Origin of the sequence: Azospirillum sp., from assembly GCF_035628975.1 — a bacterium.
Lineage (GTDB): Bacteria > Pseudomonadota > Alphaproteobacteria > Azospirillales > Azospirillaceae > Azospirillum.
Map to the genome: position 1 here is coordinate 65,854 of NZ_DASPIS010000032.1, position 24,573 is coordinate 90,426.

The following is a 24,573-nucleotide window of genomic DNA, read 5'->3' on the forward strand; positions in this document are numbered from 1 at the left end:
GATGGTCCTCTCAGACATCTCGATCCGCCGGCCGGTGCTGGCGACGGTGATGAGCCTCGCCCTGATGCTGATCGGCATCGTGTCGTACCAGCGCCTGTCGGTGCGCGAGTATCCGAAGATCGACGAGCCGGTCGTCACGGTGGAGACGACCTACAAGGGCGCCTCGGCCCAGATCATCGAAAGCCAGGTGACCCAGACGCTGGAGGACAGCCTCGCCGGGATCGAGGGCATCGACGTGATGTCCTCCATCAGCCGGGCGGAGAAGTCGCAGATCACCCTGCGCTTCCGGCTGGACCGCAATGTCGACGTCGCCGCCAGCGACGTGCGCGACCGGGTGGGCCGCGTCCGCGCCGCGCTGCCGTCGGAGATCGACGAGCCGGTGATCGCCAAGGTGGAGGCCGACGCACAGCCGATCATCTATCTGGCCTTCTCCTCCGACCGGCATTCGCCGCTGGAGGTGACGGATTTCGCCGACCGCTACGTCAAGGACCGGCTGCAGAACCTGCCCGGCGTCGCCCAGGTCCGCATCTTCGGCGAACGGCGCTTCGCCATGCGCCTGTGGCTGGACCCGCAGCGGATGGCCGCCTACCGGGTGACGCCGCAGGATGTCGAGAACGCGTTGCGCAAGCAGAATGTCGAGATTCCGGCAGGGCGCGTCGAAAGCGTGGCGCGCGAGTTCACCGTGGTGTCGGAGACCGACCTGCGCAGCCCGGCCGAGTTCGAGAACATCATCCTGCGCGACGATTCCGGCTATCTGGTCCGCTTGCGCGATGTCGGCCGGGCGGAGTTGGGCGCGCTGGACGAGCGGGTCAGCGCCCGCTTCAACGGCCGCGGCGCCGTCGCCATCGGCGTGGTGAAGCAATCCACCGCCAACCCGCTGGACGTGTCGAAGGCGGTCAACGACGCGCTGCCGAAGATCCGCGCGGCGGTGCCCGACGGCATGGGGGTGGATGTCGGTTACGACAGCTCCGTCTTCATCGCCAAGTCGATCGACGCGGTGTTCCACACCATCTTCGAAGCGATCATCCTGGTCGTTCTGGTCATCTTCTTCTTCCTGCGCTCGCTGCGGGCGACGCTGGTCCCGCTGGTGACCATCCCGGTGTCGCTGATCGGCGGCTTCGCCCTGATGTACGCCTTCGGCTTCTCCATCAACACGCTGACGCTTCTGTCGATGGTGCTGGCCATCGGTCTCGTGGTCGACGACGCCATCGTCATGCTGGAGAACATCTTCCGCTATGTGGAGGAGGGGATGCACCCCTTCCAGGCGGCGCTGAAGGGATCGCGCGAGATCGGCTTCGCCGTCATCGCCATGACCATCACGCTGGCGGCGGTCTATGCCCCCATCGGCTTCATGACCGGCCGCACCGGACGGCTGTTCACGGAGTTCGCGCTGACGCTGGCAGGCGCTGTCATCGTGTCGGGCTTCGTGGCGCTGACGCTGTCGCCGATGATGTGCTCCAAGCTGCTGAAGCACGAGACCAAGCACGGCATCCTCTACCGCGCCATCGAGCGTTTCCTGGAGGGGATGACCAACGGCTATCGCAGCCTGCTGCGGCTGTCGCTGCGGGCGCGGCCGCTGGTGCTGCTGATCGGCTTCGGCGTCGCGGCGGCGAGCTATGGCCTGTTCACCGGGCTGAAGTCGGAACTGGCGCCGGTGGAGGACCGCGGCACCATCGTCGGCATCGCCATCGCGCCGGAAGGCTCCACGCTGGACTACACCATGGGCTATGCCCAGCAGATGGAGGCGCTGTTCCGTCAGATCCCGGTGCTGGAGAAGTTCTTCGTCGTCGTCGGCTTCCCCGTGGTCAACCAGGGCATCGCCTTCGTCCGCCTGATCGACTGGGACCTGCGCGACGTGAAGCAGCAGGCGATCACCGCACAGCTGTTCCCGAAGATGTTCGGCATCCCCGGCATCATGGGCTTCGTCACCAACCCGCCGTCGCTGGGCCAGAGCCCGACCGAAAAGCCGGTGAACTTCGTCATCCAGACCTCCCTGCCGTTCGAGGAATTGCAGGCGATGGTCAACGCCATGATGGCGGAGGCCCGCAACTTCCCCGGCCTGGTCAACCTCGACACCGACCTGAAGCTGAACAAGCCGGAATTGAAGGTGTCGCTGGACCGCGACAAGGCGGCCGACCTGGGGGTGGACGTCGACACCGTCGGCCGGACGCTGGAAACCCTGCTGGGTGGGCGACAGGTGACGCGGTTCAAGAAGGACGGCAAGCAGTATGACGTGATCGTCCAGGTCGCCAACATCGACCGCCGCAACCCGGATGACATCGCCGGCATCTATGTGCGCGGCGGCACCAGCGCCACCGGCGGAGCGGGGCAGATGATCTCTCTCGCCAATTTGGTCAAGGTCGAGGAGCGGGTCGCGCCGAAGGAGCTGAACCACTTCAACAAGCTGCGCTCCGCCACCATCACCGCGACGCTGGCGCCGGGAACCTCGCTGGGCGAGGCCCTGGGGGTCATGCAGGCGGCGGCGAACAAGGTGCTGCCGGCCACCGCCCAGACCGACTATGCCGGGCAGAGCCGCGAGTTCCGCGAATCCGCCACCGGGCTCTATTTCGTCTTCGTGCTGGCGCTGGCCTTTATCTATCTGGTGCTGGCCGCGCAGTTCGAGAGCTTCATCGATCCCTTCGTCATCATGCTGACGGTGCCGCTGTCGATGACCGGCGCGCTGGCGGCGTTGCAGATGAGCGGCGGGACGATGAACGTCTACAGCCAGATCGGCCTCGTCACCCTGGTCGGGCTGATCACCAAGCACGGCATCCTGATCGTGGAGTTCGCCAACCAGCTCCAACGCGCCGGCACCGACATCCGCAAGGCGGTGGAGGAGGCGGCCGTGCTGCGCCTGCGTCCGATTCTGATGACCACCGGCGCCATGGTGCTGGGGGCCCTGCCGCTGGCCTACGCCGAGGGGGCCGGTGCGGAAAGCCGGCAGGCGATCGGTGCCGTGATCGTCGGCGGGATGACCCTGGGGACGCTGCTGACCCTGTTCGTGGTGCCGACGGTCTACAGCTATCTTGCCCGCAAGAAGCCGATGCAGGATGAGGGGGAAGGGGTGGGCGTAGCGCATGGCGCGGCCCATCCGCCCGCCCATCCGGCCGAGTAAGGGCTGAGGGAAGCGATCCGATCCGCTCCCCTCCCCTTCCATCCAGAACGCACAAGCGCAAACACCGCCGTTCCGGACATCAAGCCGGTTCGGCGGTGCTTTGCGTTTCGGGTGATCCCCGCTTGGGAAGGAGCTGTCGGATGGCCGAGTTTTTAGGAAAGGGATCCAGCCGACATGTTCTGGCCGGGCGGCCAGTGACCGGTTCCATCCGACGGGGTGGCCGACGGGCGGGAAGGCCGCCTTGCTCTTCGCCTGCTTGCCCTGCGCCTGCCTGGCCTTCGCCTGCGTGATCGTCAGGCGGTTGAGTCAGGAGGCGGCAGGGTCAGGCGGCGAGCCGTCGCTCCTGTACTCGTCGGCTCCGGCGAAGGCGTTCGAACAGCTGCTGGATGCTGTCGGGGCTGATCCCATCGCGCGCCATGACGGCGATCACGATCGGATCGGCGAGCAATTCGGAAAGGGTCGGCGTCGTGTTCCGGTCCATGCGTCCCTCCCTTTTGGTCCGGCTTCCGATCACCGTGGCCGTCCCGGAAGGGGGATCGGCGGACGGTCGAAGCCGGCAATGGCGATTGGCCTAATCCCTGCTGCGCGCTCGTCTCGGCTTTCGGCATCCGGATGGCCGCCGGGGATATAGCCCCTTTGATCCGGATTGTGCGTTGAAAATACAATATGGCGACCATACCGCAGCCGGAGTGGTATTGTCACCAGTCCTTTTGTCAACAAGCGCTATATCTTTCCGTGATCCAGTAATGGCCGGCGCCGCTACCGGTCGGTGGACCATCGGCGTTACTGTTCACCCCTGTCCCGGACGGGCCCGCGTCAGGCTGGCCCCGGAGGAGGGACCGCCGGAGTCGGGTGCGGGAATCGTAACGTCCGCCTGGACCCGGCGGACTTTCGCATGGGACAGGCAAAGCTCCGCGGCGCGGTCGGCCAGATAGTCGGGACCGGGTACATCGGATTCGGCACAAAGACGGCGCAAGTCTTCGACGATGTCCTCGTAAGACATCACGGCGGCGATGTCGTCGGGAAAGCCTGGGCCGGGATGGGTGACGGTCAGCGTCAGGTCGAAGGACACCAGCGGCCGGTCGGCGCGGCCGGCGATGGCGACCGGCGCGGCGAAGCCGCGCACCAGGATGGTGTAGGTGAGCGGCGCGCCGCCCGGCTGGACCATGACGGCCCGTTTTGCGCTATCGTCCGACAACACATTCTCCCGGCCGGCGGCCCGCCACCGGCATTGCATTCAGGCCGGCACTATAAGCGGTGCCGCCGCCGCTTGCCACCGCACTGGGCCGGTTGTGGGCGCTCAGAGCCCTTTGGCGATCCGCAGCACGGTCTCCCGCCCCGGCACCTCGTCGTGCAGCGCGCCGATGCGGCGGTTCAGCACCGGATGCAGGACATCGGCGGCGATATCCGCCAGCGGGCAGAGAACGAACGCGCGCTCCGCCATGCGAGGGTGGGGGATTTCCAGGTCCGGTTCCGCCAGCACCCGGTCGGCATAGAGCAGGATGTCGATGTCGATGGGACGCGGGCCGAAGCGAAGCCCGCCCAGATCGCGGCCCAGCGTCGATTCGATCTCCTTGAGGAAGCGCAGCAGCGCCTGAGGGTCCAGATGCGTGGTGCCGCGCACCGCCATGTTGAGGAAGGCCGGCTGGTCCGTCACGTACATCGGCGCCGTCTCGTAGAGCGCCGACTGCGCGTCGATCTCCACCGCCTCGCCCAGCCGACGGATCGCCTCGGCCAGGTTGGCGGCGCGGTCGCCCATGTTGCCGCCCAGCGCCAGATGGACGGTGACGGGAGAGGAGGGGGTAGGCGTAAGCTCGGCCATGGCGTCGGCGGTCCTGATGTGCTGGGATGGGCGGGTGGCGGAACTCCTAGCAAATCTCCGCCCGCCCGTCATGTCGCCAGTCATGCGGGGGGCGTCCGCTCCTTCGGGGAACGGACGGGCGGCAGCGGGGTTTCAGCATTATATCAACCGGTTGAGATGAACCCGGAAATGACACGATATCCTGGTGGAGGACGAGACATGGGCCGCGTACGGAGCATGGGCGCTGCGGTGATCCTTCTCGGCGGCACGGCCGCCATCCTTGCGGGCTGCGCCACCGGCCCCGATCCCGAGGTGGCGCGGCGCGCCCAGACCGCCATGGTCGGCATGCCGAAGGCCGACCTGCTGGCCTGTGCCGGGGTGCCGGACCGTCAGGCGATGGCGTCGGGCCGGGAATACTACACCTATGTGGCGCGCCCGACGGCCGCCTACAGCCCCGGCAGCAGCATCGGCATCGGTGCCGGCAGCTTCGGCGGCAGCGGCGGGGTGGGGCTCGGCCTCGGCTTCGGCGTGCCGGTCGGCGGCAGCACCACGTCCGGATGCGAGGCGACGGTGGTGGTCGGCCCGCGCGGCACGGTGGAGCAGGTCAGCTACCCCGCGGGCGCCTCGCTGTCGGCCTGCACACCGATCGTCAGCAACTGCATGGCGCCGCGCGGCTGACGGCATGTCGCGGCGGGGCCTCGCGCCCATAAGACTTAGAGATGAGGCGGTCGGGGCTGTCACGGCACCGGCCGATCCCGTATTCTCGAACTGAACCCCGGCCCCGGAAATTCCGGCCACGGCCGGGGGACCGACGGCCGCAAAGGGCCGCATCAGGGTTGGCATAGGGTTGGAGGAACCACGAACCATGGATATGAGCGGAAGCCACCGGATCGAGGCCAGCCGCGAGGCGGTGTGGGCGGCGCTGAACGATCCGGACATCCTGCGCCAGTGCATCCCCGGCTGCGAGGAGGTGGTCCGGCAATCCGATACCGAGATGACCGCCAAGGTCGTCGCCAAGGTCGGCCCGGTCAGCGCCAAATTCGCCGGCAAGGTTACGCTGTCGGACCTCGACCCGCCCAACGGCTACACCATCACCGGCGAGGGATCGGGCGGAGCCGCCGGATTCGGCAAGGGCGGGGCCACCGTGGCGCTGTCCGACGATGGCGGGGCAACCCTGCTGACCTACACCGCCAAGGCCCAGGTCGGCGGCAAGCTGGCGCAGATCGGATCGCGGCTGGTCGACGCCACCGCCCGCAAGATGGCGGAGGAGTTCTTCGCCCGCTTCACCCAGATCGTCGGACCGGCGCCGGCCGAAGTGGCGCCCGATCAGGTGGCGCCCGATCAGGTGGCGGTGGATGCGGGGGCTTCCGATGTCGAAGCGGCTCCGGTGGTGACTCCCACGGTCGCAGCCGAACCGGTTGGCGCCAAACCGGCCGTCCGGCCGGCCGTCTACTCCGACACCACGACGGCCGCGGCCGCCACCCCTGCACCGAAGCCCGCCACCCGCATGGCGGAACCGCCGCCGGAGATCCCGTTGCCTCTGCCGGCCGGGCTCGGCGGTGGGCTGGGCAGTGGGCTCGGCAGCCGGATCGGGGGTGCGATCGGCGGCGGAAGCGGCGGTTTCTACGTTCCGTGGGCTGCGCTACTGCTGGTTGTTGTTCTGCTCGCGTCGCTTGCTTTGATTCACTAGTGTGACAGATTGTTCATTGGTCGTACGGCCATATCAAAGGGGTTTGACGTACCCCTGGATTGTGTATGCTGCCGCGCGATTCCGGTCGGCGCCGTCGGCCGGTCGATCCATCGGAAGGGAAGCCGAAGTATGAAGAAGCTGTTGATGGGCGTAGCCACCCTGGCCGCGATCGTGACGGGTGCCGGTGCCGCGCAGGCCGCCGATGCCGCCGCCGGCAAGGATGTCTTCAAGGTTTGCATGGCCTGCCACACCACCGAGCAGGGCAAGAACAAGGTCGGTCCGTCGCTGCACGGCGTCGTCGGCCGCCCGGCCGCTGCGGTCGATGGCTTCAAGTATTCGGGCCCGATGAAGGAAAAGGCCGCCGGCGGCCTGACCTGGACCGCTGAGAACCTGGACGCCTACATCAAGGCCCCGAAGGAAATCGTCCCGGGCGGCACCATGGCCTTCGCCGGCCTGAAGGACGACGCCAAGCGTGCCGACCTGATCGCCTTCCTGGCCGAGCAGAAGTAAGACCACGCATCCCGGCCTAGCCGGGAGCCGCGGACGGCGAAAAGGGCCGGAGGCATAGCCTCCGGCCCTTTGTGTATATGCGTCCGGTCCTTTGGTGCCGAGTCTCAGCCGGCAGCGGCCAGACTCTTGCTCGCCACCTCGTAGACGTCCGGCGAGAGCCCCGCAGTGGCGACGATCCGCTCCAGTTCGGCCTTCATCACGGCCTGACGGGCCGCGTCATAGCGCCGCAGGCGGGAGAAGGGACCCATCAAGCGGGCCGCAACTTGCGGATTCATCGGGTCCAGGCGGAGCACCTGATCGGCGAGGAAGCGGTATCCGGCTCCACTCCGGTCGTGGAAGCGGACCGGGTTGCCGTTGGCGAAACCGCCGATCAGGGCATAGACCTTGTTGGGGTTCCGGATCTCGAAGGCCGGGTGGCCGAGCAGGGCCGTCACCCGGTCCAGAGTGTCGGCGCGGTGCGACATCGCCTGAACGCCGAACCACTTGTCGACCACCAGCGCCTCGCCCTTCCAGCGCTCGTAGAAGTCGGCCAGCGCCTTGTCGCCTTCCGGCGAGGTGGCGTTGGACAGGAACTGCAGCGCCGCGATCTCGTCGGTCATGCCCTTGGCGCTGCGGTACTGGGTCAGGCACAGTTCCAGCGCCTCCGGATCCTCCAGCGCCATCAGGTAGGCGAGGCAGAGGTTCTTCAGCGCCCGCTTGCCGATGGCGTCGGCATCGACGGAGAAGGGCTCCTGGCTGCTGTTGCGGCGGTAGAGGTCGAGGAACTGCGCCCGCAGGCGGCCGGCCAGCGTCTTGCGCGCGAACTCCCGCACCGTGTGGATGGCGTCGGGATCGACCACCGCCATCTGGGTGCCCAGATAAGCCTCCGTCGGCAGAACCAGAGCCTGCGCGGCAAAGGCCGGGTCGCGGTCGGCATCGGCCAGGATCCGGGCGAAGGCGTCGGCATAGCCCTCCGGCAGCACCAATTCGCGGCCAGCCTGCCGATCAGCGACGAGGTTCAGCAGGATGCGGGTGCCCAGGATCTGCCCGGCTTCCCACCGGTTGAAGGCGTCGCTGTCATGCGCCATCAGGAAGGTGAGGTCGGCATCGGTCAGGTCGGTCTTCAACTTGACCGGGGCGGAGAAGCCGCGCAGCAGCGACGGGACCGGCCGGGTCGGGATGTCGCGGAAGGTGAAGCTCTGGCTTTCCGCCGTCACATGCAGGATGCGGCTGGTGCCGTCTGCGCTCTCCTCACCATCAAGACGCAGCGGCAGGTCCTGCCCGTCGGGGCCGAGCAGGCCGACCACCAGCGGGATGTGCATCGGCTGCTTGGTCGGCTGGCCCGGCGTCGGCGGGACCGTCTGCTTGACCGTCAGGGTGAAGGTCTTCGCCGTCGCGTCATGGCTGCCGGCGATGTCCAGCTCCGGCGTGCCGGCCTGCCGGTACCACAGCTGGAACTGCGTCAGGTCGACGCCGCTGGCATCCGCCATGGCCGCGACGAAATCGTCGCAGGTGACCGCCTGCCCGTCATGACGCTGGAAATAGAGATCGGTGCCCTTGCGGTACTTCTCCGGCCCCAGCAGGGTGTGGATCATGCGGATGACTTCCGCACCCTTGTTGTAGACGGTGGGGGTGTAGAAGTTGTTGATCTCGACATAGCTGTCCGGGCGCACCGGATGGGCCATGGCGCCGGCATCCTCCTGGAACTGCACGGTGCGCAGTCCCTGGACGTCGGCGATCCGCTTCACCGCGCGGGAGTGCATGTCGGACGAGAATTCCTGGTCGCGGAAAACCGTCAGCCCTTCCTTCAGCGACAGCTGGAACCAGTCGCGGCAGGTGACGCGGTTGCCGGTCCAATTGTGGAAATACTCGTGCGCGACCACCGCCTCGATGTTGAGAAAATCGGTGTCAGTCGCGGTTTCCGGCTTCGCCAGAATGTATTTGGTGTTGAAGACGTTGAGCGACTTGTTTTCCATCGCCCCCATGTTGAAGTCGCCGACCGCGACGATGTTGAAGATGTCCAGGTCGTATTCCAGACCATAGACCTCTTCATCCCAGCGCATCGACTTGATCAGCGAGCGCATGGCGTGGTCGATCTTGTCCTCGTTTCCCGGCTCCACATAGATGCGGAGCGTCACGTCGCGGCCAGACGCGGTGCGGAACCGGTCCTCGCCATGGACGAGGCTGCCGGCGACCAGCGCGAACAGGTAGCAGGGCTTGGGGAAGGGATCCTCCCAGCGCGCCCAGTGGCGTCCGCCTTCCATGTCACCGGACGCGGCGAGGTTGCCGTTGGACAGCAGCACCGGATAGCGCGCCTTGTCCGCGGTGATGGTGGTGCTGTAGCGCGCCATCACGTCCGGCCGGTCGATGAAATAGGTGATCTTGCGGAAGCCTTCGGCCTCGCACTGGGTGCAGAAGTTGCCGGAGGACTTGTAGAGCCCTTCCAGCGCGGTGTTCTCCTGCGGCTTGATGCGGACGATGGTCTCCAGCGTGTAGCTGTCCGGCACCTCCAGCACGATCAGGTGATCGGGGGTGACGGTGAACTCGTCCGGCCCCAGCGTCCGCCCGTCCAGCGCCACCGACACCAGGTCCAGCCTCTGCCCGTCGAGCGACAGCGGCTCGTTCGCCGCCTCCGGACGGTCGGGGTTGCGGCGGATCGCCAGCACCGTGCGGACGGTGGTGACATCCTCGCCCAGGTCGACGAACAGGTCGACCGTGTCGATCAGATGCGCCGGCGGGCGATAGTCCTGAAGCCGGATGGCCTTCGGCGTGCCTTTGTCCATGTGCCTTGTCTCTGGTTTGGGTCTCTGGTCTGTGTCTGTCTTGCGGAACAAGCCGTTCGGGACAGGTCCGAGGGACAAGGACTGTAGCAAGGCGGCGGCGGGCTGTCTTGAGTGGGAATGGGGGTGGAGCCGGGGGGGATGCCCGGCGGGGAAGGCCCTACCGCTTCACCTGCGCCACCTTCAGCAGGGAGAAGGCGCCCATCTGGTCGATGTATTGCTGATAGAAGAAGCGCCATTTCTTGCCGTTGCGCACGCCCACCAGCGTGACCTTCACCGCATCGGTGCCCGGCACGTTCATGTATTGCGACTTGTGCAGGGTGGTAGCGTGCATGCGCATGCCCTGGCGCAGCCCTGCCTCGTCGATGCGTCCCTGGGCGGTCTGCAGATTGCCGTGCGAGGCGGAGAAGGTGCCACCGCCATGGTCGCTGAAACCGAAGGAGCAGCCGTCCATCGTCGGCGTGAACATCACGTCGGCCTCGTCCTCCAGCACGACAAGATGCTTGAAATCCTGGTCATAGGGCAGCCAGTAGGCTTTCCAGCTTTCCGGGTCGTTGCCCTGGTCGCATCGCACCGACCAGACGGCGGCGTTCTTGGTCTTGAACTGGGAAATGACGCCGGTGCCCTTGCGCGTGCAGGTCATGCCGTCGTTGTCGAGCGTGAAGCTCTTGACGCCGCCGACGCGGTAGTTGGGCTGGTAGGATTGATACTGGATCCAGATCAGGTTGTTCTTGAGGAAGCTTTCCGGATTCGCGACCAGATCGGCGATGTTCGGCATGGGGGGTGTGCTCCTTGCGCGGCGGATCAGACGATGCCGAAGACGGGCCGCTTGAACCCGGCCACGGTCTCGTTGCCGGCCAGGAACCAGTAGGGCTTCATCACCGCGAACTGCTGGTTGTCGTCGCGCAGCAGCACATAGGCGCAATAGACGGTGCCGTCGTCAGGCCGCAGGAAGGCCGCGATCCACGGATTCTGCCGGGTGCCGATGTGGGCGGCATGGCCCAGCTTTCGGGTGATGTCGTTGCGATAGCCGACCAGCGTCGCCGCATGCGCCTGACGGAAGGGCAGTGCGGCAAGTTCCTGATAATTCTGGAGAATGCGCGGGTTGCCGTCGCCTTCCTCGGCATACCATTGCGCCACTTCCATGTAGTCGTTGGCCCGCGCATTGGCCCGGTCGTACCGCGCCTGCTTCTGGCGGTCGGTATGGCCGGCGGCGGTCTTCTTCAGAAAGCTGATCAGTCCCACGATACGCTCCTCCCCCTGTCTCGAACGGGACGCTACCAGAGCAAGCGGGGAGGCGCAAAAGGGTGGGGGTCATATGATGGTATGCGGTTTGGGGTGAGAGTTGAGGAAAATGGAATCCAAACGATCCGCCACGCTTTTTCCGATCTTCAGTTCGGCCAACGCGACGCCGGCGTAATGACCGTGTCGCCGCGGACCACCGCGCCACATTCCCTGCGCCACCCCCGCATGTTGTAGGGCGTGCATTGCGGTGGGAGTGGTGACTTGGGAACATAGCGAAGCAGATCATCCGGTGCCATGTCCTCGATCCGGATGGCTGCAGCCCTAATCAGTTCGCAGTCATCTCTGAAAAGAAAATTCGTCTCCCTTTTCCTTTTTGTCTCAGAAAGTGACGGGTCACCTTCCACTGCCTGTCGTGCCTTATCCATGATATCTGTAAGGATGGGTGGGGGAGTAAACCTGCTATCGCCTGGACCGTAACCCAGACCAATCGCCTCGGCAATTTTCCAGTCATTGTTGATGATAAAGTCATCAACATCATGAAATCTGATGAAGACGCTATTCCCAACACGGATATGGGGGAAGCCATCCTCCGCCATTGCCTCCGTCATTTTGTCGACGAATACCTGCCGCATCGGTCCATCGAAGTAATGGCGGACTTTCCAGCCTCCACAAGAGGGCCGGTAGCGCTCGATCGGCGCATAGATCAGCGTTAGAACAAGGGCGACCGGAAATCCGACGACCACCAGCCACCGCCGGCCGCCCCACCGCGTCATTCGAGCAGTCCCCATAAGGCTTTGAGTAGCGTTATCGTCCCATCGGGTTCGTACCGCGCTAGCGCTTCGACAGTCTGCCGTCGCCGATAGTCCATCGCAAACGGTTTTGCCAATCCCGCCCTCTCAAGCACGCGCGCTTCGGGACTGCCGATTTGGCCGGGATTAAAATCGAACTCTTCGGTGTCGTGCTTTTCATCGCCCAGTCGATTTAGGACGTTTCCAGAAATAGTCAGATAGTCACCGTTTCGGGTGGCCGTGAAATCTCCATCTGACCGAATGCCGCTGCGACCAAAGGCAAAATACGTCGATGGTCGGCTAAAATTATACGTGCTAAATGAGTTGATATTCCTGTCCCAGTTGTCTTGAAACGATGCTGATTGTCCGTCCTGCAATCCGAGAAGTTTTTCTCTAATACCGGGCTTTTTGGTCATGCCCGTAAAAGTGTTGCTCTCAAACATGGTTCGGTTGTGGTCGATGGCGTCGTCGTAGGCTGGATGATTGCTCATCTCCTCCGCCGTATAGGATTCCGTTCCACCTTCGCCCGACCGATAGCGGCGCAGGCTGTCGGCGGCGGTGTCATATTCGAACAAATCAAAAAGCCCCTCCGCGATATCCATGAACTCATTGGCGCTGTCTTCGGACGACTGATTGAATTCGTCGTCGGAGACACCGTACAGATTATAGATGGAACTCATCGCCGGGCCCTCCCAAACAAGCGGGCAAGTTCAACGCACAGCGCGCATTCGGTCTCTCCGCCAGGTACTAAGACGCCGTCGCGACGCAATCCGCGATCCCGCTGATAATTCAAGATCGCCTCGTTCAACGAGCGGTCAATGTAGGGATTGGGTGTGCTACCGTGATTGTAGCGGCCAAGGCGGCGGAGTGCCTCCTTCACCCAGAAAATGTCCTTCGGATTGTTGGGTAGGCCGTTGCCGGCGCGGTCATTGAGGTTGGAGGTTTGGCGGCTACGCACTGGGGGTTGGTGCATGGATGCCTCGTCCGGTAGGATTACCGGATAAGCATATATTCCTTTAGTGAGTCTGACGTCAAGATTTTACTCCCTTCTTCTGCCGCTCGAATGTGAATGCGATGGGAGCAAGATCACCGTCGACGGGCAAATTCGTCCTGCGGCCATAGCGAACCACAGCTGACGCCGCCGTGCGGAGAAAATTCGCTTTTTTGCTTTTTCGTGGTGGTGGCGGATGGGGTGGGATTCGAACCCACGGTAGGCTCACACCTACGGCGGTTTTCAAGACCGCTGCCTTAAACCACTCGGCCACCCATCCTTCGGCCCACGGGAGTAGCGAATGCGTGGCGGTGGGTCAAGTGTCGCGCGCAAGATGCTGCGATTTGCCCGTCGGTTGCGGGGCCATCAGTTGCGGATGGGGCGGCCCAGGGTGCGCAGGCGGCGGGTCGGTTTGGGTGGGTTGGGGCTGTCGGAGAAGTCGGGCAGGCTGGGGGCGCGGGCGATGGTCTTGCGGATCAGCTCCGCCGTGGCGTCCAGATCGTCCAGCACATCCGGGGCCACGCGGTCGGCATAGCGCGGACTCAGTAGGCGGGCGCGGGTCTGGTCGATGCTGCGCAGCTCCGGTTCGAACAGCTCGCGGGCGCCGATGGGCAGGACCTGATCCTGGCGCATGCCGGAGAAATAGTTGCGCATCGCCCGCACCAGCATGCGGGTCAACAGAAGGTCCATCCGCTCGAACTCGGCGCGCAGGTCGGTCAGACGCGACTCGTCGACGCCCTGCAGGCGTTCCTCGGTCAGGGCGAATAGGGCGCGGATTTCCTCCACCTTGCGGCGGAAGTCGAGGAAGGAGGCGAAGCGGTCGTCGCCCATGTCGCGCTGGGCCCGTTCGGCAAGCCGCGAAGCCTCGGTCGCCTGACGTTCAAGCGCCGCCAGCAGCCCCTTTACTTCTTCCCGGCCGTTGTCGCGCCGCCACGCCATGCCGCCCTTCGCTCCCACTGTGACCGTGGCGGCCAGTTGTCATGCCGGCCGCGCAGTCATCTTAGAAGCGAGAGTTTTAACAAAATGCTGTTGTTACGCCGATTCCACGGCGGTGGTCACACGTCGCGCAGTTCCAGGATGACCGGGGTGTGGTCCGACGCCTTTTCCAAGCCGCGCGGTCCGCGGTCGATGGTGCAGCCGGCCAGACGGTCGGCGGCCTGCGGCGACAGCAGGAAATGGTCGATGCGCAGGCCGTTGTCGCGCGGCCAGCTGCCGGCCTGATAATCCCAGAAGGTATAGGCGTGGTCGTCGTCATGCAGGGCGCGGTAGGCCTCGGTCAGGCCGAGATTCAGCAGGGCGCGGAACTTGGCCCGCGATTCCGGGCGGAACAGGGCGTCGCCGGCGAAGGCCTGCGGCGAGAACACGTCGCGCGCCTCGGGGATGATGTTGTAGTCGCCGCCCAGCACCACCGGGATTTCCTGCGCCAGCAGGGTCCGGGCATGGTCGTACAGCCGGTCCATCCAGCGGAGCTTGTAGGCGAACTTCTCCCCCGGCACCGGGTTGCCGTTGGGCAGGTAGAGCGAGGCGATGCGCACGCCGGCCACGGTGGCCTCGACATATCGCGCCTGCTCGTCCTCCGGCTCGCCGGGCAGGCGGGTAAGCACATCCTCCGCCGGGGCCTTCGACAGCATTGCTACGCCGTTGTAGGCCTTCTGCCCGACGGCATTGACGTGATAGCCGAGCTCCTCGAACGCCGCGGCAGGGAAGGCGGCGGTTTCGCATTTGATTTCCTGGAAGAGCACGACATCCGGGGACGCCGTGCGCAGCCAGTCGGTGATCAGCGGAAGGCGGGCCTTCGCCGAGTTGACGTTCCAAGTGGCGATCTTCACGAAACAGGCCTGCCTTTTCTTCTTGTGCGCTGGTCTCGGACGGCGGCCTCAGATGGCGGCCTCAGGCCGGGGCATCAGACCGCGAATGAGTTGCCGCAGCCGCAGGACGCGCTGGCGTTCGGGTTCTTGATCTGGAAGGCGGCGCCCATCAGGTCCTCGACGTAATCCAGCGTGGCGCCGGCCAGCAGGTCAAGCGAGGCGTCGTCGGTGACCACCCTGGTGCCATCCTTCTCGAAGACATGGTCCTCGTCGGTCGCGGTCTCGTCGAAGGTGAAGCCGTATTGGAAGCCGGAGCAGCCGCCACCGGACACGGTCAGGCGCAGCATCAGCTTGGGATTGCCCTCCTGCTCGATCAGGAAGGCGACGCGCTTGGCCGCACTCTCGCTGACGGCGAGGACGCGGGCTTCGGTGGGGAGTGCGGTATCGGGCATGGGGTGGCCCCTTTGGTGCGATGCGGGAGTTGCCACAAATGTAAGGGGGAACGACGCCTTCGTCAAAGTATGGGCACCGTTGCGCCAAACCGTTGCGCTTCTGGCACGCTCGTTTGCACCCTGGCCTTGGGGCTGGGGCATAGCACGCCTTCGCCGTTGCACCCGCGTCCCCCCGCCGGTAGTGTCCGCCCCATGACGGCGGACTGTTTTCACGATCGGCTGGCTCCCTATGCCTGCAACCCGGCGGACACGCGCGGGCGGCTGGTGGCGGAGCCGGAAAGCCCGACGCGCTCGTGCTTCCAGCGCGACCGCGACCGCATCGTGCATTCCGGGGCCTTCCGCCGGCTGAAGCACAAGACGCAGGTCTTCGTCTATCACGAGGGCGACTATTACCGCACCCGGCTGACCCACAGCCTGGAGGTGGCGCAGATCGCGCGCTCCATCAGCCGCACGCTGTCCCTGAACGAGGATCTGGCGGAGGCGGTGGCGCTGGCCCATGACCTTGGCCACACCCCCTTCGGCCATGCCGGGGAAGACGCGCTGAACGCCTGCATGGAGCCCTATGGCGGCTTCGCCCACAACGACCAGACCCTGCGCATCCTGACGCGGCTGGAGCGGCGCTATGCCGAGTTCGACGGGCTGAACCTGACCTGGGAAGCGTTGGAAGGGGTGGTCAAGCACAATGGACCGCTTCTGCCGCTGCTGCCGGGTTTCCGCCTGCCCACCACCATCGCCGCATTCCGGGGCGAGTGGGATCTGGAGCTGCAGACCAATCCGGGGGCCGAGGCGCAGGTGGCGGCGCTGGCCGACGACATCGCCTACAACAACCACGACATCGACGACGGTCTGCGCGCCGGGCTGTTCACGGTCGAGGAGGTGGCGGAGCTGCCGCTGGTCGGCCCGCTCGTCCGCGAGGTGTGCGACCGCTATCCGGGGCTGGAACGCTCGCGCCTGATCCACGAGACGGTGCGGCGGATGATCAACGCCATGGTCGTCGATCTGGTGACGGAGACGCGGCGGCGGCTGGCGGAGCACAAGCCGGGCTCTGCGGCCGAACTGCGCGCCCTGCCGCTGGCGATGGTCAGCTTTTCCGATGGGATGCTGGAGGCGCAGCGGCCCTTGCGTGCCTTCCTGCGCCAGCGCATGTACCGGCACTACCGCGTGAACCGGGAGATGAGCAAGTGCAAGCGCGTGGTGCGCGCCCTGTTCCAGCTGTTCATGGACGAGCCGAACACATTGCCGACCGAATGGCAGCGCGATATCGCCAAGCATGGCGGAGACGCCGATCTTGCGGTGCGCGCCCGCCATGTGGCCGATTACATCGCCGGCATGACCGACCGCTATGCGCTGGCCGAGCATGACCGGCTGTTCGACCTGCATGTAAAAACCTGACGCGTGAAGACCTGAGCCGCGAGGCTCCTGTGACCTCCTGAAAAGACGACCTGAGACGATGAATATTTTCAAGGCCTTCGAGACCGATATTCGCAAGCTGCTGGAAGAACTGGCCGCGGAGGGTGCCATCCCCGCCGGGCTGGACGGCAGCCGTCTGACGGTCGAGCCGCCGCGCGAGGCCTCGCATGGCGACCTGTCCACCAACGCCGCCATGATCCTGGCGAAGCCGGCGAAGATGGCGCCGCGCGCGCTGGCGGAGCTGCTGGTCGCCAAGCTGAAGGGCCGCGCCGACGTGGCGTCGGTGGAGATCGCCGGTCCGGGTTTCGTCAACCTGCGCCTGACGCCGGATGTCTGGCGCGACCGCATCCTCGACGTGCTGAACGCCGGCACCGCCTATGGCGACAGCGACCTGGGCGGCAAGACTCCGGTCAATGTGGAGTATGTGTCGGCCAACCCGACCGGCCCGCTGCACGCCGCCCACGGCCGCGGCGCGGTGTTCGGCGACGCGCTGGCCTCGCTGCTGGAGAAGGCCGGCTACGCCGTCAGCCGCGAATATTACATCAACGATGCCGGCGCCCAGGTCGACGTGCTGGGGCGGTCCACCTTCATCCGCTACCGCGAGGCGCTGGGCGAGGAGGTGGGCGAGATCCCGGCCGGCCTCTATCCCGGCGAGTACCTGAAGGAGGTCGGTCAGGCCCTGGCGGAGCGCGACGGAAACCGCTGGGTCGGCACCGACGAATCCGAATGGCTGCCGGCCTGCCGCGACTTCGCCATCGCCATGATCATGGGCTGGATCAAGGAGGATTTGGGCATTCTCGGCGTCACCATGGATGTCTACAGCAGCGAGCGCGCGCTGGTGACCGCCGGTGCGGTGGACAAGGCGCTGACGGCGCTGGAGGAACGCGGCCTGATCTACACCGGTGTGCTGGAGCCGCCGAAGGGCAAGAAGCCCGACGATTGGGAGCCGCGTCCGCAGACCCTGTTCAAGTCCACCGATTTCGGCGACGACGTCGACCGGCCGCTGAAGAAGTCGGATGGCTCCTTCACCTACTTCTCGAACGACATCGCCTATCACTTTGATAAATATAAGCGTGGCTTCGGCAGCCTGATCGACGTGTGGGGCGCCGACCATGGCGGCTACGTCAAGCGCATGCAGTCGGCGACCACCGCGGTGACCGAAGGCAAGGCCTCGCTGGACGTGAAGCTCTGCCAGTTGGTCCACCTGATGCAGAACGGCCAGCCGGTGAAGATGTCCAAGCGGGCCGGCACCTTCGTGACGCTGCGCGACGTGATCGATCAGGTCGGCAAGGACGTGGTCCGCTTCATCATGCTGACCCGCCGCAACGACCAGACGCTGGACTTCGACTTCGCCAAGGTGACGGAGCAGTCGAAGGACAACCCGGTCTTCTACGTGCAGTACGCCCACGCCCGCTGCCGGTCGGTCCTGCGCCATGCCGCGACGGCCCTGCCGAACCTGGACCAGACGCCGGCCGCCCTGGCCGCGGCGGCGAACCTCGCCCGCCTGGATGCCGAGGAGGAGATGGCGCTCGCCAAGCGCATGGCCACCTGGCCGCGCGTGGTGGAGGCGGCGGCGGAAGCGCATGAGCCGCATCGCATCGCCTTCTTCCTCTACGATCTCGCCAGCGATTTCCACGCGCTGTGGAACCGGGGCCGCGACGACGCCTCGCTGCGCTTCCTGATCGAGGACGATGCGGAGCTGACGACGGCCCGTCTGGCGCTGATCGCGGCAGTGGCGACGGTCATCGCCTCGGGCCTGACGGTGATGGGTGTCGAACCGGTGGAGGAACTGCGTTCATGAAGTACGACGGCGACGTCAACTACGCGGCCAATCCCTATGGGATGCCGCCCCGACAGGCCGCGAGCAAGCGCGGGCTGCTGGCGCTGGGCTTTGCCGTGGTCGGCGTCGTTGCGTTCGCCGGTGCGGCGGTCGTGGGCCTGCGCGGGCCGTCGCGGCTGTCGGGCGACGGCCCGCCGCTGCTGACCGCCGATCCGGGTCCGGTCAAGGCGCGCCCCGACCAGCCGGGCGGGCTGGAGGTGCCGCATCAGGACATCCTGGCCTATGAACGGCTGCGTGACCATGACGGCGGACGCGGCCAAACGGTCGAACGTCTGCTGCCGCCGCCGGAGGTGCCTCTGCCGCGTCCGGTGGTGACGCCGCAGATGCCGGCGGTGGTGCCTCTGCCGTCGGTGCCGTCGGTCGCCCAGCTTCCGCCGGGGGCAACAGCCACGGTGCCGCGCGACAGCGTCGCCGCCGCGGTGGCCGCCGCCGCGCCGCTGGCGGCGCCCGAGCCGGTACCCGGGCTGCCCGCCCTGCCGGCCGGCACTCCGCAGGCGCAAACGCCTTCCACCCAGCTGCCGCCCAATACGGCGGGCAAGCCGCAGCAGCCTGCCGCCGTTCCGGCCAAGCCCGCCGCGGTTCCGCAGCAGCAGGTCGCCGCAGTCAAGCCGCCGGCCGCTCCGCCGCCCCAGGCACAGCAGCAACAGGCGCAGAACGCGGCACCCTCGGTCGGCCAGCTGATCGCCAAGCTCGAGGCGGCATCGCTGCCCGCCGCCCCGGCCAAGGCGGCACCCCAGCCGGCGAAGGCCGCCCCCGCTCCCACCCCGGCCGTGACGGGCGGCAGCGGAAGCTGGCGCATCCAGCTCGCCTCGGTGCGCAGCGAGGGCGAGGCCGCGGCCGAATGGCGCCGCCTCGCCGGCCGTCACCCGGATGCGCTGGGCGGTCTGTCGATGCAGGTCGCCAAGGTCGATCTCGGCGACAAGGGCGTGTTCTACCGGGTGCAGGGCACCGGCGCCGACGAGGCGCGGGCAAAGTCGGTCTGCGCCCAGCTGCGCGCGCAAAGTGTGGGGTGTGTGGTTGTCCGTCCCTAGTTTTTCGGGCCCTGAGTCCATGGGCCGCAGTTCGGTGAGCTTCTCCCCGGTTGCCCATCCGCGCGCAGTCGTTTTCGGCTGCGCCGGGCAGGAGGTGACGCCGGACGAAGCCGCCTTCTTCCGCGATGCCGATCCGCTCGGCTTCATCCTGTTCCGCCGCAACTGCGACAGCCGCGACCAGATGCGCCGGCTGGTGGACGACCTGCGCGCCAGCGTCGGCCGGCCGGATGCCCCCGTCCTAATCGATCAGGAGGGCGGCCGCGTCGCGCGCATGCGCCCGCCGCATTGGCCGGCCCACCCGCCGATGGGCGTGTTCGGCGCGCTGGCCGGGCGCGATGCCGACGCCGGGCGCGAAGCGGCCCAAGAGGCCGCTTGGATCAACGGCCGGCTGCTCGCCCATATGCTGGCGGAGGTCGGCATTACGGTGGACTGCGCGCCCGTGTGCGACGTTCCGGTGGAGGGCGCGCACGACATCATCGGCGACCGCGCCTTCTCGCGCGATCCCGCCGTGGTGATCGCGCTCGCCCGCGCCACCGCCGAAGGGCTGCTGGCCGGCGGCGTGCTGCCGGTCGTCAAGCACATTCCCGGCCATGGCCGCGCCTTCGCCGACAGCCATGCCGAGCTGCCGGTGGTGGAGGCGGACCGCGCGGAGCTGGAGGCCACAGATTTCGCCCCCTTCCGCGCGCTGGCCGACCTGCCGCTGGCGATGGTGGCGCATGTGGTGCTGAAGGCGATCGACCCGACCGCCCCGGCCAGCACGTCGTCCATCGTGGTACGCGAGGTGGTGCGGGGGCCGTCCATCGGTTTCGGCGGGCTGTTGTTCAGCGACGACCTGTCGATGAACGCGCTGCAGGGCGATCCGCGCACGCGGGCCGAAGCGGTGCTGGCGGCGGGCATGGATGTCGTGCTCCACTGCAACGGCGATCTGGACGAGATGCGGTCGCTGCTCGGCGCCGTTCCGGTGCTGAGCGGTGCGGCGGCGGAGCGCTGGGCGCGGGCCGAGGCGATGCGCCATGCGCCGGAACCCGCGGACATCGCGGCATTGACCAACCGGCTGGCCGAGCTTCTCGGCACGGCCCAGGCCTGACGGACGGGAGCGGACGATGGAGGAATGGATCTTCCAGGTGACGGCCGTGGCCCTGCCGGCCATCATCGCCATCACCCTGCACGAGGCGGCGCACGGTTTCGTCGCCTGGAGGCTGGGCGACGACACCGCCTATCGGCTGGGGCGGGTCACCTTCAACCCGATCCGCCACATCGATCCGTTCGGCACGGTGTTGCTGCCGGCGCTGATGTACTTCACCACCGGGTTCGTCTTCGGCTGGGCCAAGCCGGTGCCGGTCAATTTCGCCCGCCTGGACCATCCGCGCCGCGACATGGTGTGGGTGGCGCTGGCCGGTCCGGGCACCAACTTCCTGCTGGCGGTGGCGTCGGCGGTGGTCTGGCGGCTGGTCAACCCGGAAAACAGCCTGCCCGAGTTGTGGATCCGCTCCGCCGCCGAGGTGTCGGTGCTGGTCAACGTCATCCTGATGGTCTTCAACCTGATCCCACTGCCGCCGCTGGACGGCGGGCGGGTGGCGGTCGGCATCCTGCCGGACGTGCTGGCCGTGCCGCTGGCCCGGTTGGAGCGCTTCGGGCTGCTGATCCTGATGGCGGCCTTTTTCCTGCTGCCGATGCTGGGGCGCCAGATCGGCATGGATCTGAGCGTCATGCATTGGGTCCTGGGGCCGCCGGTGGACGCGGTGATCGACTTTATCCGCATCCTGACCGGCAACGACTGAAGGTTTTGCAATGGCCGATCTGCTGGCCGAGCGCACGGTCGACACACCCGCCGCGGCGGAGGTGTCGCCGTCCGAACAGCTGTTGCTGGTTCTGGATGGCTTCGAGGGACCGCTCGACATGCTGCTGGCGCTGGGGCGCGACCAGAAGGTCGATCTGACGCGCATCTCCATCTTGGAACTGGCCGACCAGTACCTTGCCTTCGTGGCGGAGGCGCGGAAGGTGCGGCTGGAACTGGCGGCCGACTATCTGGTGATGGCGGCGTGGTTGGCCTACCTGAAGTCGCGCCTGCTGCTGCCCGAACCGGAGGGGGAGGAGCCGTCCGGCGAGGACATGGCCGCGGCACTGGCCTTCCAACTCCAGCGGCTGGAGGCGATGAAGGGCGTTGCGGCCAAGCTGTTCGCCCGTCCGCGGCTGGGCATCGACGTCCACCCCCGTGGCGCGCCGGAGGATTTGGACCTGCGGCGCAAGTCGGTCTATGAGGTCACCCTGTTCGACCTGCTGCGTGCTTATGGCCGGCAACGTGCCCGCAAGGAGGCCGGCGTCCTGCACATCGCCCCGGTCCGCCTCTATTCCATGGAGGAGGCGGTGCAGCGCCTGTCCACTCTGCTGGGCCGCATGCCGGATTGGGCGACGCTGGCCAGCTTCCTGCCGGGCGGGGAGGGCGGCGGGCTGCTGACCCGCTCCGCCTTGGCCGCCCATTTCGCGGCGACGCTGGAACTGGCGAAGGCCGGCCGGGTGGAACTGCGCCAGGAGGGTGCCTTCGCCCCGCTTTATGTCCGCGGACGCCAAGCCGGCGACACGCCCGCGGACCCATCGGATTCTTGAGGACCATGATCAAGGAAGTCACCGACGCCCAGGAGGCGGAGGCCCGCATCGGCCGGCTGCGCCTGCTGGAAGCGCTGCTGTTCGCCTCGGCGGAACCGCTGGACGAGGAGACGCTGGCCGGCCGCGTCGGGCCGGAGGTCGGCCTGCTGCTGGAGGAACTGCGCGCACATTACGCCCCGCGCGGCGTCAATCTGGTGCGCACCGGCGGCGGCTGGGCCTTCCGCACCGCGGTCGATCTGGCGCCGGAGTTGCGCCGGGAGGAGGAGGTGTCGCGCAAGCTGTCGCGCGCGGCGATCGAAACCCTGGCGATCATCGCCTATCACCAGCCGGTGACCAGGGGCGAGATCGAATCCATTCGCGGCGTGGCGACCAGCAAGGGCACGCTGGACCTGTTGATGGAGCATGGCTGGATCCGGCCGGGCAAGCGGCGGGAGACGCCGGGCCGGCCGCTGACCTGGATCACCACCGACCATTTCCTCGACCATTTCGGCTTGGAAAGCCTGCGCGACCTGCCCAGCGTCGACGACCTGCGCGCCGCCGGCCTGCTTGACAGCCGTCCGGTGCTTCTGGGACTTGGGTCGGCCGGGGATGACGGCGGCTTTGCCGCATCGGGCGACGACGGCGACGAGGAGTCCTGAGCCGGGCGGTGATTTTCCGGCCGGTCTGCGCGAATTCCCGTGAAACCTCAATGACAACCGGTTAAGGATGGTGGGGCGAACGTTGCGGCCCAATGGCCTTTCTGCCATAGTGCCGGCCCGCCGCAAAGGCCGTTCAAACGTGATAGGCGCGCCATGGGTTCTTTCAGCATCTGGCACTGGATCATCGTTCTACTGATCGTTCTTCTCCTGTTCGGCGCTGGAAAGTTGCCGAAGGTGATGGGCGATCTCGCCAAGGGTGTGAAGTCCTTCAAGGCGGGCCTGCAGGACGACAGCGATGACGCCGCGTCCGGCGCCAATGCCCCCGGCGCCAATGCCAAGGTCATCCCGAACCAGCCGGCCAACACGGCCGAAACCGCGGCCAAAAAGGACGAGGCGGTCCGCAGCTGACCGGCGGGCGCGCGGGGACCCTCGTGGGTTCCGTTCGCGCGCCATCCTGCCCACCGCATTCGTGAAGCCGGAAGAACATGTTCGACATCGCTTGGTCCGAACTGATGGTGATCGCCGTCATCGCCCTCGTGGTCATCGGGCCCAAGGATCTGCCCAAGGCGATCTTCACGCTCGGCAAATGGGTGCGTAAGGCGAGAGGCGTCGCGCGCGAATTCCAGACCCACATCGACGACATGATGCGGGAGACCGAGTTGGACGAGCTTCGCAAGGAAGCCCTGAAGACCCGCGACCTGAACATCAAAAAGATGATGGAGGACACCATCGACCCGAAGGGGGAGGTGGGGAAAGCCTTCGATCCCAAGGGCTTCGACGTGGGGCTGAACGGCCATGCCGGCAGCACCCCGGAACCGGACCTGCCCCAGGCGCCGGTGCCGACGCAGACGCCGGTCCCGGTGGTGACAGACAGCACGCCGCCGTCCGCCGCCCCGTCGCCGATCACCACCCAGCCGCCCCAGCCGGCCCTTGTGCCGCCGGCCACCCAACCGGCGGCACAGCCGGCCGAAGTGGCCTCCGCCCAGTCCACCGATAAGCAGACCTAAGGTCGAAGACGGACCATGACCGGCGAAACGCATCAGGACGAACTCGAAGACAGCAAGATGCCGCTGATCGATCATCTGATCGAGCTGCGGAACCGGCTGATGTGGTCGGTCGGCGCCATCCTGATCGCCTTTCTGCTGTGCTACGCCGTGTCGGACCGGATCTACAATTTCCTGGTCCAACCGCTGGCCGACCTGCTGGCGGGGCAGGGGCGGCGGATGATCTACACCGGCCTGACGGAAGCCTTCTTCACCTATGTGAAGGTGGCATTCTGGGCCGGTTGCTTCATCTCCTTCCCGATCATCGCCAGCCAGATCTGGATGTTCGTGGCGCCGGGCCTGTACAAGCACGAGCGCAAGGCGTTCCTGCCCTTCCTGGTCGCGACTCCGGTGATGTTCCTGACCGGTGCCGGCATCGTCTATTACTTCATCTTCCCGATGGCCTGGCGCTTCTTCCTGGGCTTCGAGTTCCACCCCGGTGGCGACGCCAACGCCCTGCCCATCGAGTTCGAGGCGCGCGTCGGCGAATACCTGCATCTGGTGATGTCGCTGATCTTCGCATTCGGCATCGCCTTCCAGCTGCCGGTGCTGCTGACCCTGCTGGTGCGCGTCGGGATCGTCAGCACCGACGCGCTGGCCTCCAAGCGGCGCTATGCCATCGTCGGCGCCTTCGTCGCGGCGGCGATCTTGACCCCGCCGGACGTCATCAGCCAGGTCAGCCTGGCGGTTCCGCTGATCGGGCTGTACGAGATCGCCATCATCATCGGCCGTCGCATCGAAAAGGCACGCGCCGCGGCGGAGACCGAGTAAGCCCGCCGCCTCTTGTCTGCCGTGACGCAGGGTAATAATCCGTCCGCCGTGGACATGCCGCCATTCTCGCGCTA

The 24,573-nt window shown here is 66.5% G+C and carries 26 protein-coding genes and 1 tRNA gene; 14 read left to right on the forward strand and 13 right to left on the reverse strand.

The annotated features are described in order from the left end of the window. The first annotated feature begins 1 nt into the window (after nucleotide 1). Nucleotides 2-3,115 (forward strand): efflux RND transporter permease subunit, encoded by a 3,114-nt coding sequence (locus VD964_RS06835; protein ID WP_324866895.1) that lies wholly within the window; start codon nucleotides 2-4, stop codon nucleotides 3,113-3,115. Between the two features lie 322 nt (nucleotides 3,116-3,437). Here the strand turns inward: VD964_RS06835 and VD964_RS06840 are convergent, their stop codons facing one another. From VD964_RS06840 to folK, 3 genes are all read right to left on the reverse strand, one after another. Further along, nucleotides 3,438-3,596: a hypothetical protein gene (locus VD964_RS06840; RefSeq protein ID WP_324866897.1), complete on the reverse strand. Its 159-nt coding sequence runs from the start codon at nucleotides 3,594-3,596 to the stop codon at nucleotides 3,438-3,440. Between the two features lie 309 nt (nucleotides 3,597-3,905). Further along, entirely contained in the window at nucleotides 3,906-4,313 is a 408-nt protein-coding gene (locus VD964_RS06845) for a hypothetical protein (RefSeq protein WP_324866899.1), read from the reverse strand. 102 nt (nucleotides 4,314-4,415) lie between these two features. Then, entirely contained in the window at nucleotides 4,416-4,937 is a 522-nt protein-coding gene (folK, locus tag VD964_RS06850; RefSeq protein ID WP_324866901.1) for a 2-amino-4-hydroxy-6-hydroxymethyldihydropteridine diphosphokinase, read from the reverse strand. A 198-nt stretch (nucleotides 4,938-5,135) separates the two neighbouring features. Between folK and VD964_RS06855 the strand changes: the two genes are divergently transcribed. The 3 genes from VD964_RS06855 to VD964_RS06865 all read left to right on the forward strand — a co-directional run bounded on the left by VD964_RS06855 (nucleotide 5,136) and on the right by VD964_RS06865 (nucleotide 7,116). After that, on the forward strand, nucleotides 5,136-5,594 hold the full coding sequence (locus VD964_RS06855) for a hypothetical protein (RefSeq protein WP_324866903.1): 459 nt from the start codon (nucleotides 5,136-5,138) through the stop codon (nucleotides 5,592-5,594). A 187-nt stretch (nucleotides 5,595-5,781) separates the two neighbouring features. After that, nucleotides 5,782-6,606, forward strand: a complete 825-nt coding sequence (locus tag VD964_RS29870; RefSeq protein WP_414637102.1) for an SRPBCC family protein — start codon at nucleotides 5,782-5,784, stop codon at nucleotides 6,604-6,606. A gap of 129 nt (nucleotides 6,607-6,735) precedes the next feature. Next, entirely contained in the window at nucleotides 6,736-7,116 is a 381-nt protein-coding gene (locus VD964_RS06865; RefSeq protein ID WP_310118044.1) for a cytochrome c family protein, read from the forward strand. 104 nt (nucleotides 7,117-7,220) lie between these two features. Here the strand turns inward: VD964_RS06865 and pepN are convergent, their stop codons facing one another. From pepN to erpA, 10 genes are all read right to left on the reverse strand, one after another. After that, the gene (pepN, locus tag VD964_RS06870) at nucleotides 7,221-9,878 is read right to left on the reverse strand and encodes an aminopeptidase N (protein ID WP_324866907.1); all 2,658 of its coding nucleotides are present in this window, start codon (nucleotides 9,876-9,878) and stop codon (nucleotides 7,221-7,223) included. Between the two features lie 157 nt (nucleotides 9,879-10,035). Continuing rightward, complete coding sequence (locus VD964_RS06875; protein WP_324866909.1) at nucleotides 10,036-10,653, reverse strand: hypothetical protein; 618 nt, start codon at nucleotides 10,651-10,653, stop codon at nucleotides 10,036-10,038. A gap of 26 nt (nucleotides 10,654-10,679) precedes the next feature. Continuing rightward, nucleotides 10,680-11,120, reverse strand: coding sequence for a hypothetical protein (locus VD964_RS06880; RefSeq protein WP_324866911.1), 441 nt, complete (start codon nucleotides 11,118-11,120; stop codon nucleotides 10,680-10,682). A gap of 146 nt (nucleotides 11,121-11,266) precedes the next feature. Next, on the reverse strand, nucleotides 11,267-11,893 hold the full coding sequence (locus tag VD964_RS06885) for a hypothetical protein (RefSeq protein ID WP_324866914.1): 627 nt from the start codon (nucleotides 11,891-11,893) through the stop codon (nucleotides 11,267-11,269). Continuing rightward, nucleotides 11,890-12,588, reverse strand: a complete 699-nt coding sequence (locus tag VD964_RS06890; RefSeq protein ID WP_324866916.1) for a hypothetical protein — start codon at nucleotides 12,586-12,588, stop codon at nucleotides 11,890-11,892. The genes VD964_RS06885 and VD964_RS06890 overlap by 4 nt, the downstream gene beginning before the upstream one ends. Next, a complete protein-coding gene (locus tag VD964_RS29875; RefSeq protein ID WP_414637103.1) occupies nucleotides 12,585-12,881 on the reverse strand; it encodes a peptidoglycan-binding domain-containing protein in 297 nt (98 codons plus the stop codon). Before VD964_RS29875 ends, VD964_RS06890 begins: the two co-directional genes overlap by 4 nt. 208 nt (nucleotides 12,882-13,089) lie before the next feature. Further along, nucleotides 13,090-13,179 (reverse strand) — tRNA-Ser (locus tag VD964_RS06895). Between the two features lie 86 nt (nucleotides 13,180-13,265). Beyond that, nucleotides 13,266-13,838: a hypothetical protein gene (locus VD964_RS06900; RefSeq protein WP_324866917.1), complete on the reverse strand. Its 573-nt coding sequence runs from the start codon at nucleotides 13,836-13,838 to the stop codon at nucleotides 13,266-13,268. A 116-nt stretch (nucleotides 13,839-13,954) separates the two neighbouring features. Then, nucleotides 13,955-14,728 (reverse strand): exodeoxyribonuclease III, encoded by a 774-nt coding sequence (locus tag VD964_RS06905; RefSeq protein ID WP_324866919.1) that lies wholly within the window; start codon nucleotides 14,726-14,728, stop codon nucleotides 13,955-13,957. 74 nt (nucleotides 14,729-14,802) lie between these two features. Beyond that, on the reverse strand, nucleotides 14,803-15,159 hold the full coding sequence (gene erpA / locus VD964_RS06910; protein ID WP_324866921.1) for an iron-sulfur cluster insertion protein ErpA: 357 nt from the start codon (nucleotides 15,157-15,159) through the stop codon (nucleotides 14,803-14,805). A gap of 192 nt (nucleotides 15,160-15,351) precedes the next feature. Here erpA and VD964_RS06915 point away from each other — a divergent pair, with 192 nt between their 5' ends. From VD964_RS06915 to tatC, 10 genes are all read left to right on the forward strand, one after another. Further along, nucleotides 15,352-16,551, forward strand: a complete 1,200-nt coding sequence (locus VD964_RS06915) for a deoxyguanosinetriphosphate triphosphohydrolase (protein WP_324866923.1) — start codon at nucleotides 15,352-15,354, stop codon at nucleotides 16,549-16,551. Nucleotides 16,552-16,609: 58 nt separating this feature from the next. Continuing rightward, the gene (argS, locus tag VD964_RS06920) at nucleotides 16,610-18,370 is read left to right on the forward strand and encodes an arginine--tRNA ligase (protein WP_324866925.1); all 1,761 of its coding nucleotides are present in this window, start codon (nucleotides 16,610-16,612) and stop codon (nucleotides 18,368-18,370) included. Continuing rightward, nucleotides 18,367-19,440 (forward strand): SPOR domain-containing protein, encoded by a 1,074-nt coding sequence (locus VD964_RS06925; RefSeq protein ID WP_324866927.1) that lies wholly within the window; start codon nucleotides 18,367-18,369, stop codon nucleotides 19,438-19,440. Before argS ends, VD964_RS06925 begins: the two co-directional genes overlap by 4 nt. 19 nt (nucleotides 19,441-19,459) lie before the next feature. Then, nucleotides 19,460-20,527 (forward strand): beta-N-acetylhexosaminidase, encoded by a 1,068-nt coding sequence (gene nagZ / locus VD964_RS06930; RefSeq protein ID WP_324866929.1) that lies wholly within the window; start codon nucleotides 19,460-19,462, stop codon nucleotides 20,525-20,527. A 16-nt stretch (nucleotides 20,528-20,543) separates the two neighbouring features. After that, a complete protein-coding gene (locus VD964_RS06935) occupies nucleotides 20,544-21,221 on the forward strand; it encodes a site-2 protease family protein (RefSeq protein ID WP_324866931.1) in 678 nt (225 codons plus the stop codon). A gap of 10 nt (nucleotides 21,222-21,231) precedes the next feature. Next, nucleotides 21,232-22,047, forward strand: a complete 816-nt coding sequence (locus VD964_RS06940) for a ScpA family protein (protein ID WP_324866933.1) — start codon at nucleotides 21,232-21,234, stop codon at nucleotides 22,045-22,047. 5 nt (nucleotides 22,048-22,052) lie between these two features. After that, the gene (scpB, locus tag VD964_RS06945) at nucleotides 22,053-22,685 is read left to right on the forward strand and encodes an SMC-Scp complex subunit ScpB (protein ID WP_324866935.1); all 633 of its coding nucleotides are present in this window, start codon (nucleotides 22,053-22,055) and stop codon (nucleotides 22,683-22,685) included. 153 nt (nucleotides 22,686-22,838) lie between these two features. After that, the gene (locus tag VD964_RS06950; protein ID WP_324866938.1) at nucleotides 22,839-23,093 is read left to right on the forward strand and encodes a twin-arginine translocase TatA/TatE family subunit; all 255 of its coding nucleotides are present in this window, start codon (nucleotides 22,839-22,841) and stop codon (nucleotides 23,091-23,093) included. A gap of 77 nt (nucleotides 23,094-23,170) precedes the next feature. After that, entirely contained in the window at nucleotides 23,171-23,692 is a 522-nt protein-coding gene (tatB, locus tag VD964_RS06955) for a Sec-independent protein translocase protein TatB (RefSeq protein ID WP_324866940.1), read from the forward strand. A gap of 15 nt (nucleotides 23,693-23,707) precedes the next feature. Continuing rightward, nucleotides 23,708-24,499: a twin-arginine translocase subunit TatC gene (tatC, locus tag VD964_RS06960; RefSeq protein ID WP_324866942.1), complete on the forward strand. Its 792-nt coding sequence runs from the start codon at nucleotides 23,708-23,710 to the stop codon at nucleotides 24,497-24,499. Nucleotides 24,500-24,573 lie beyond the last annotated feature (74 nt).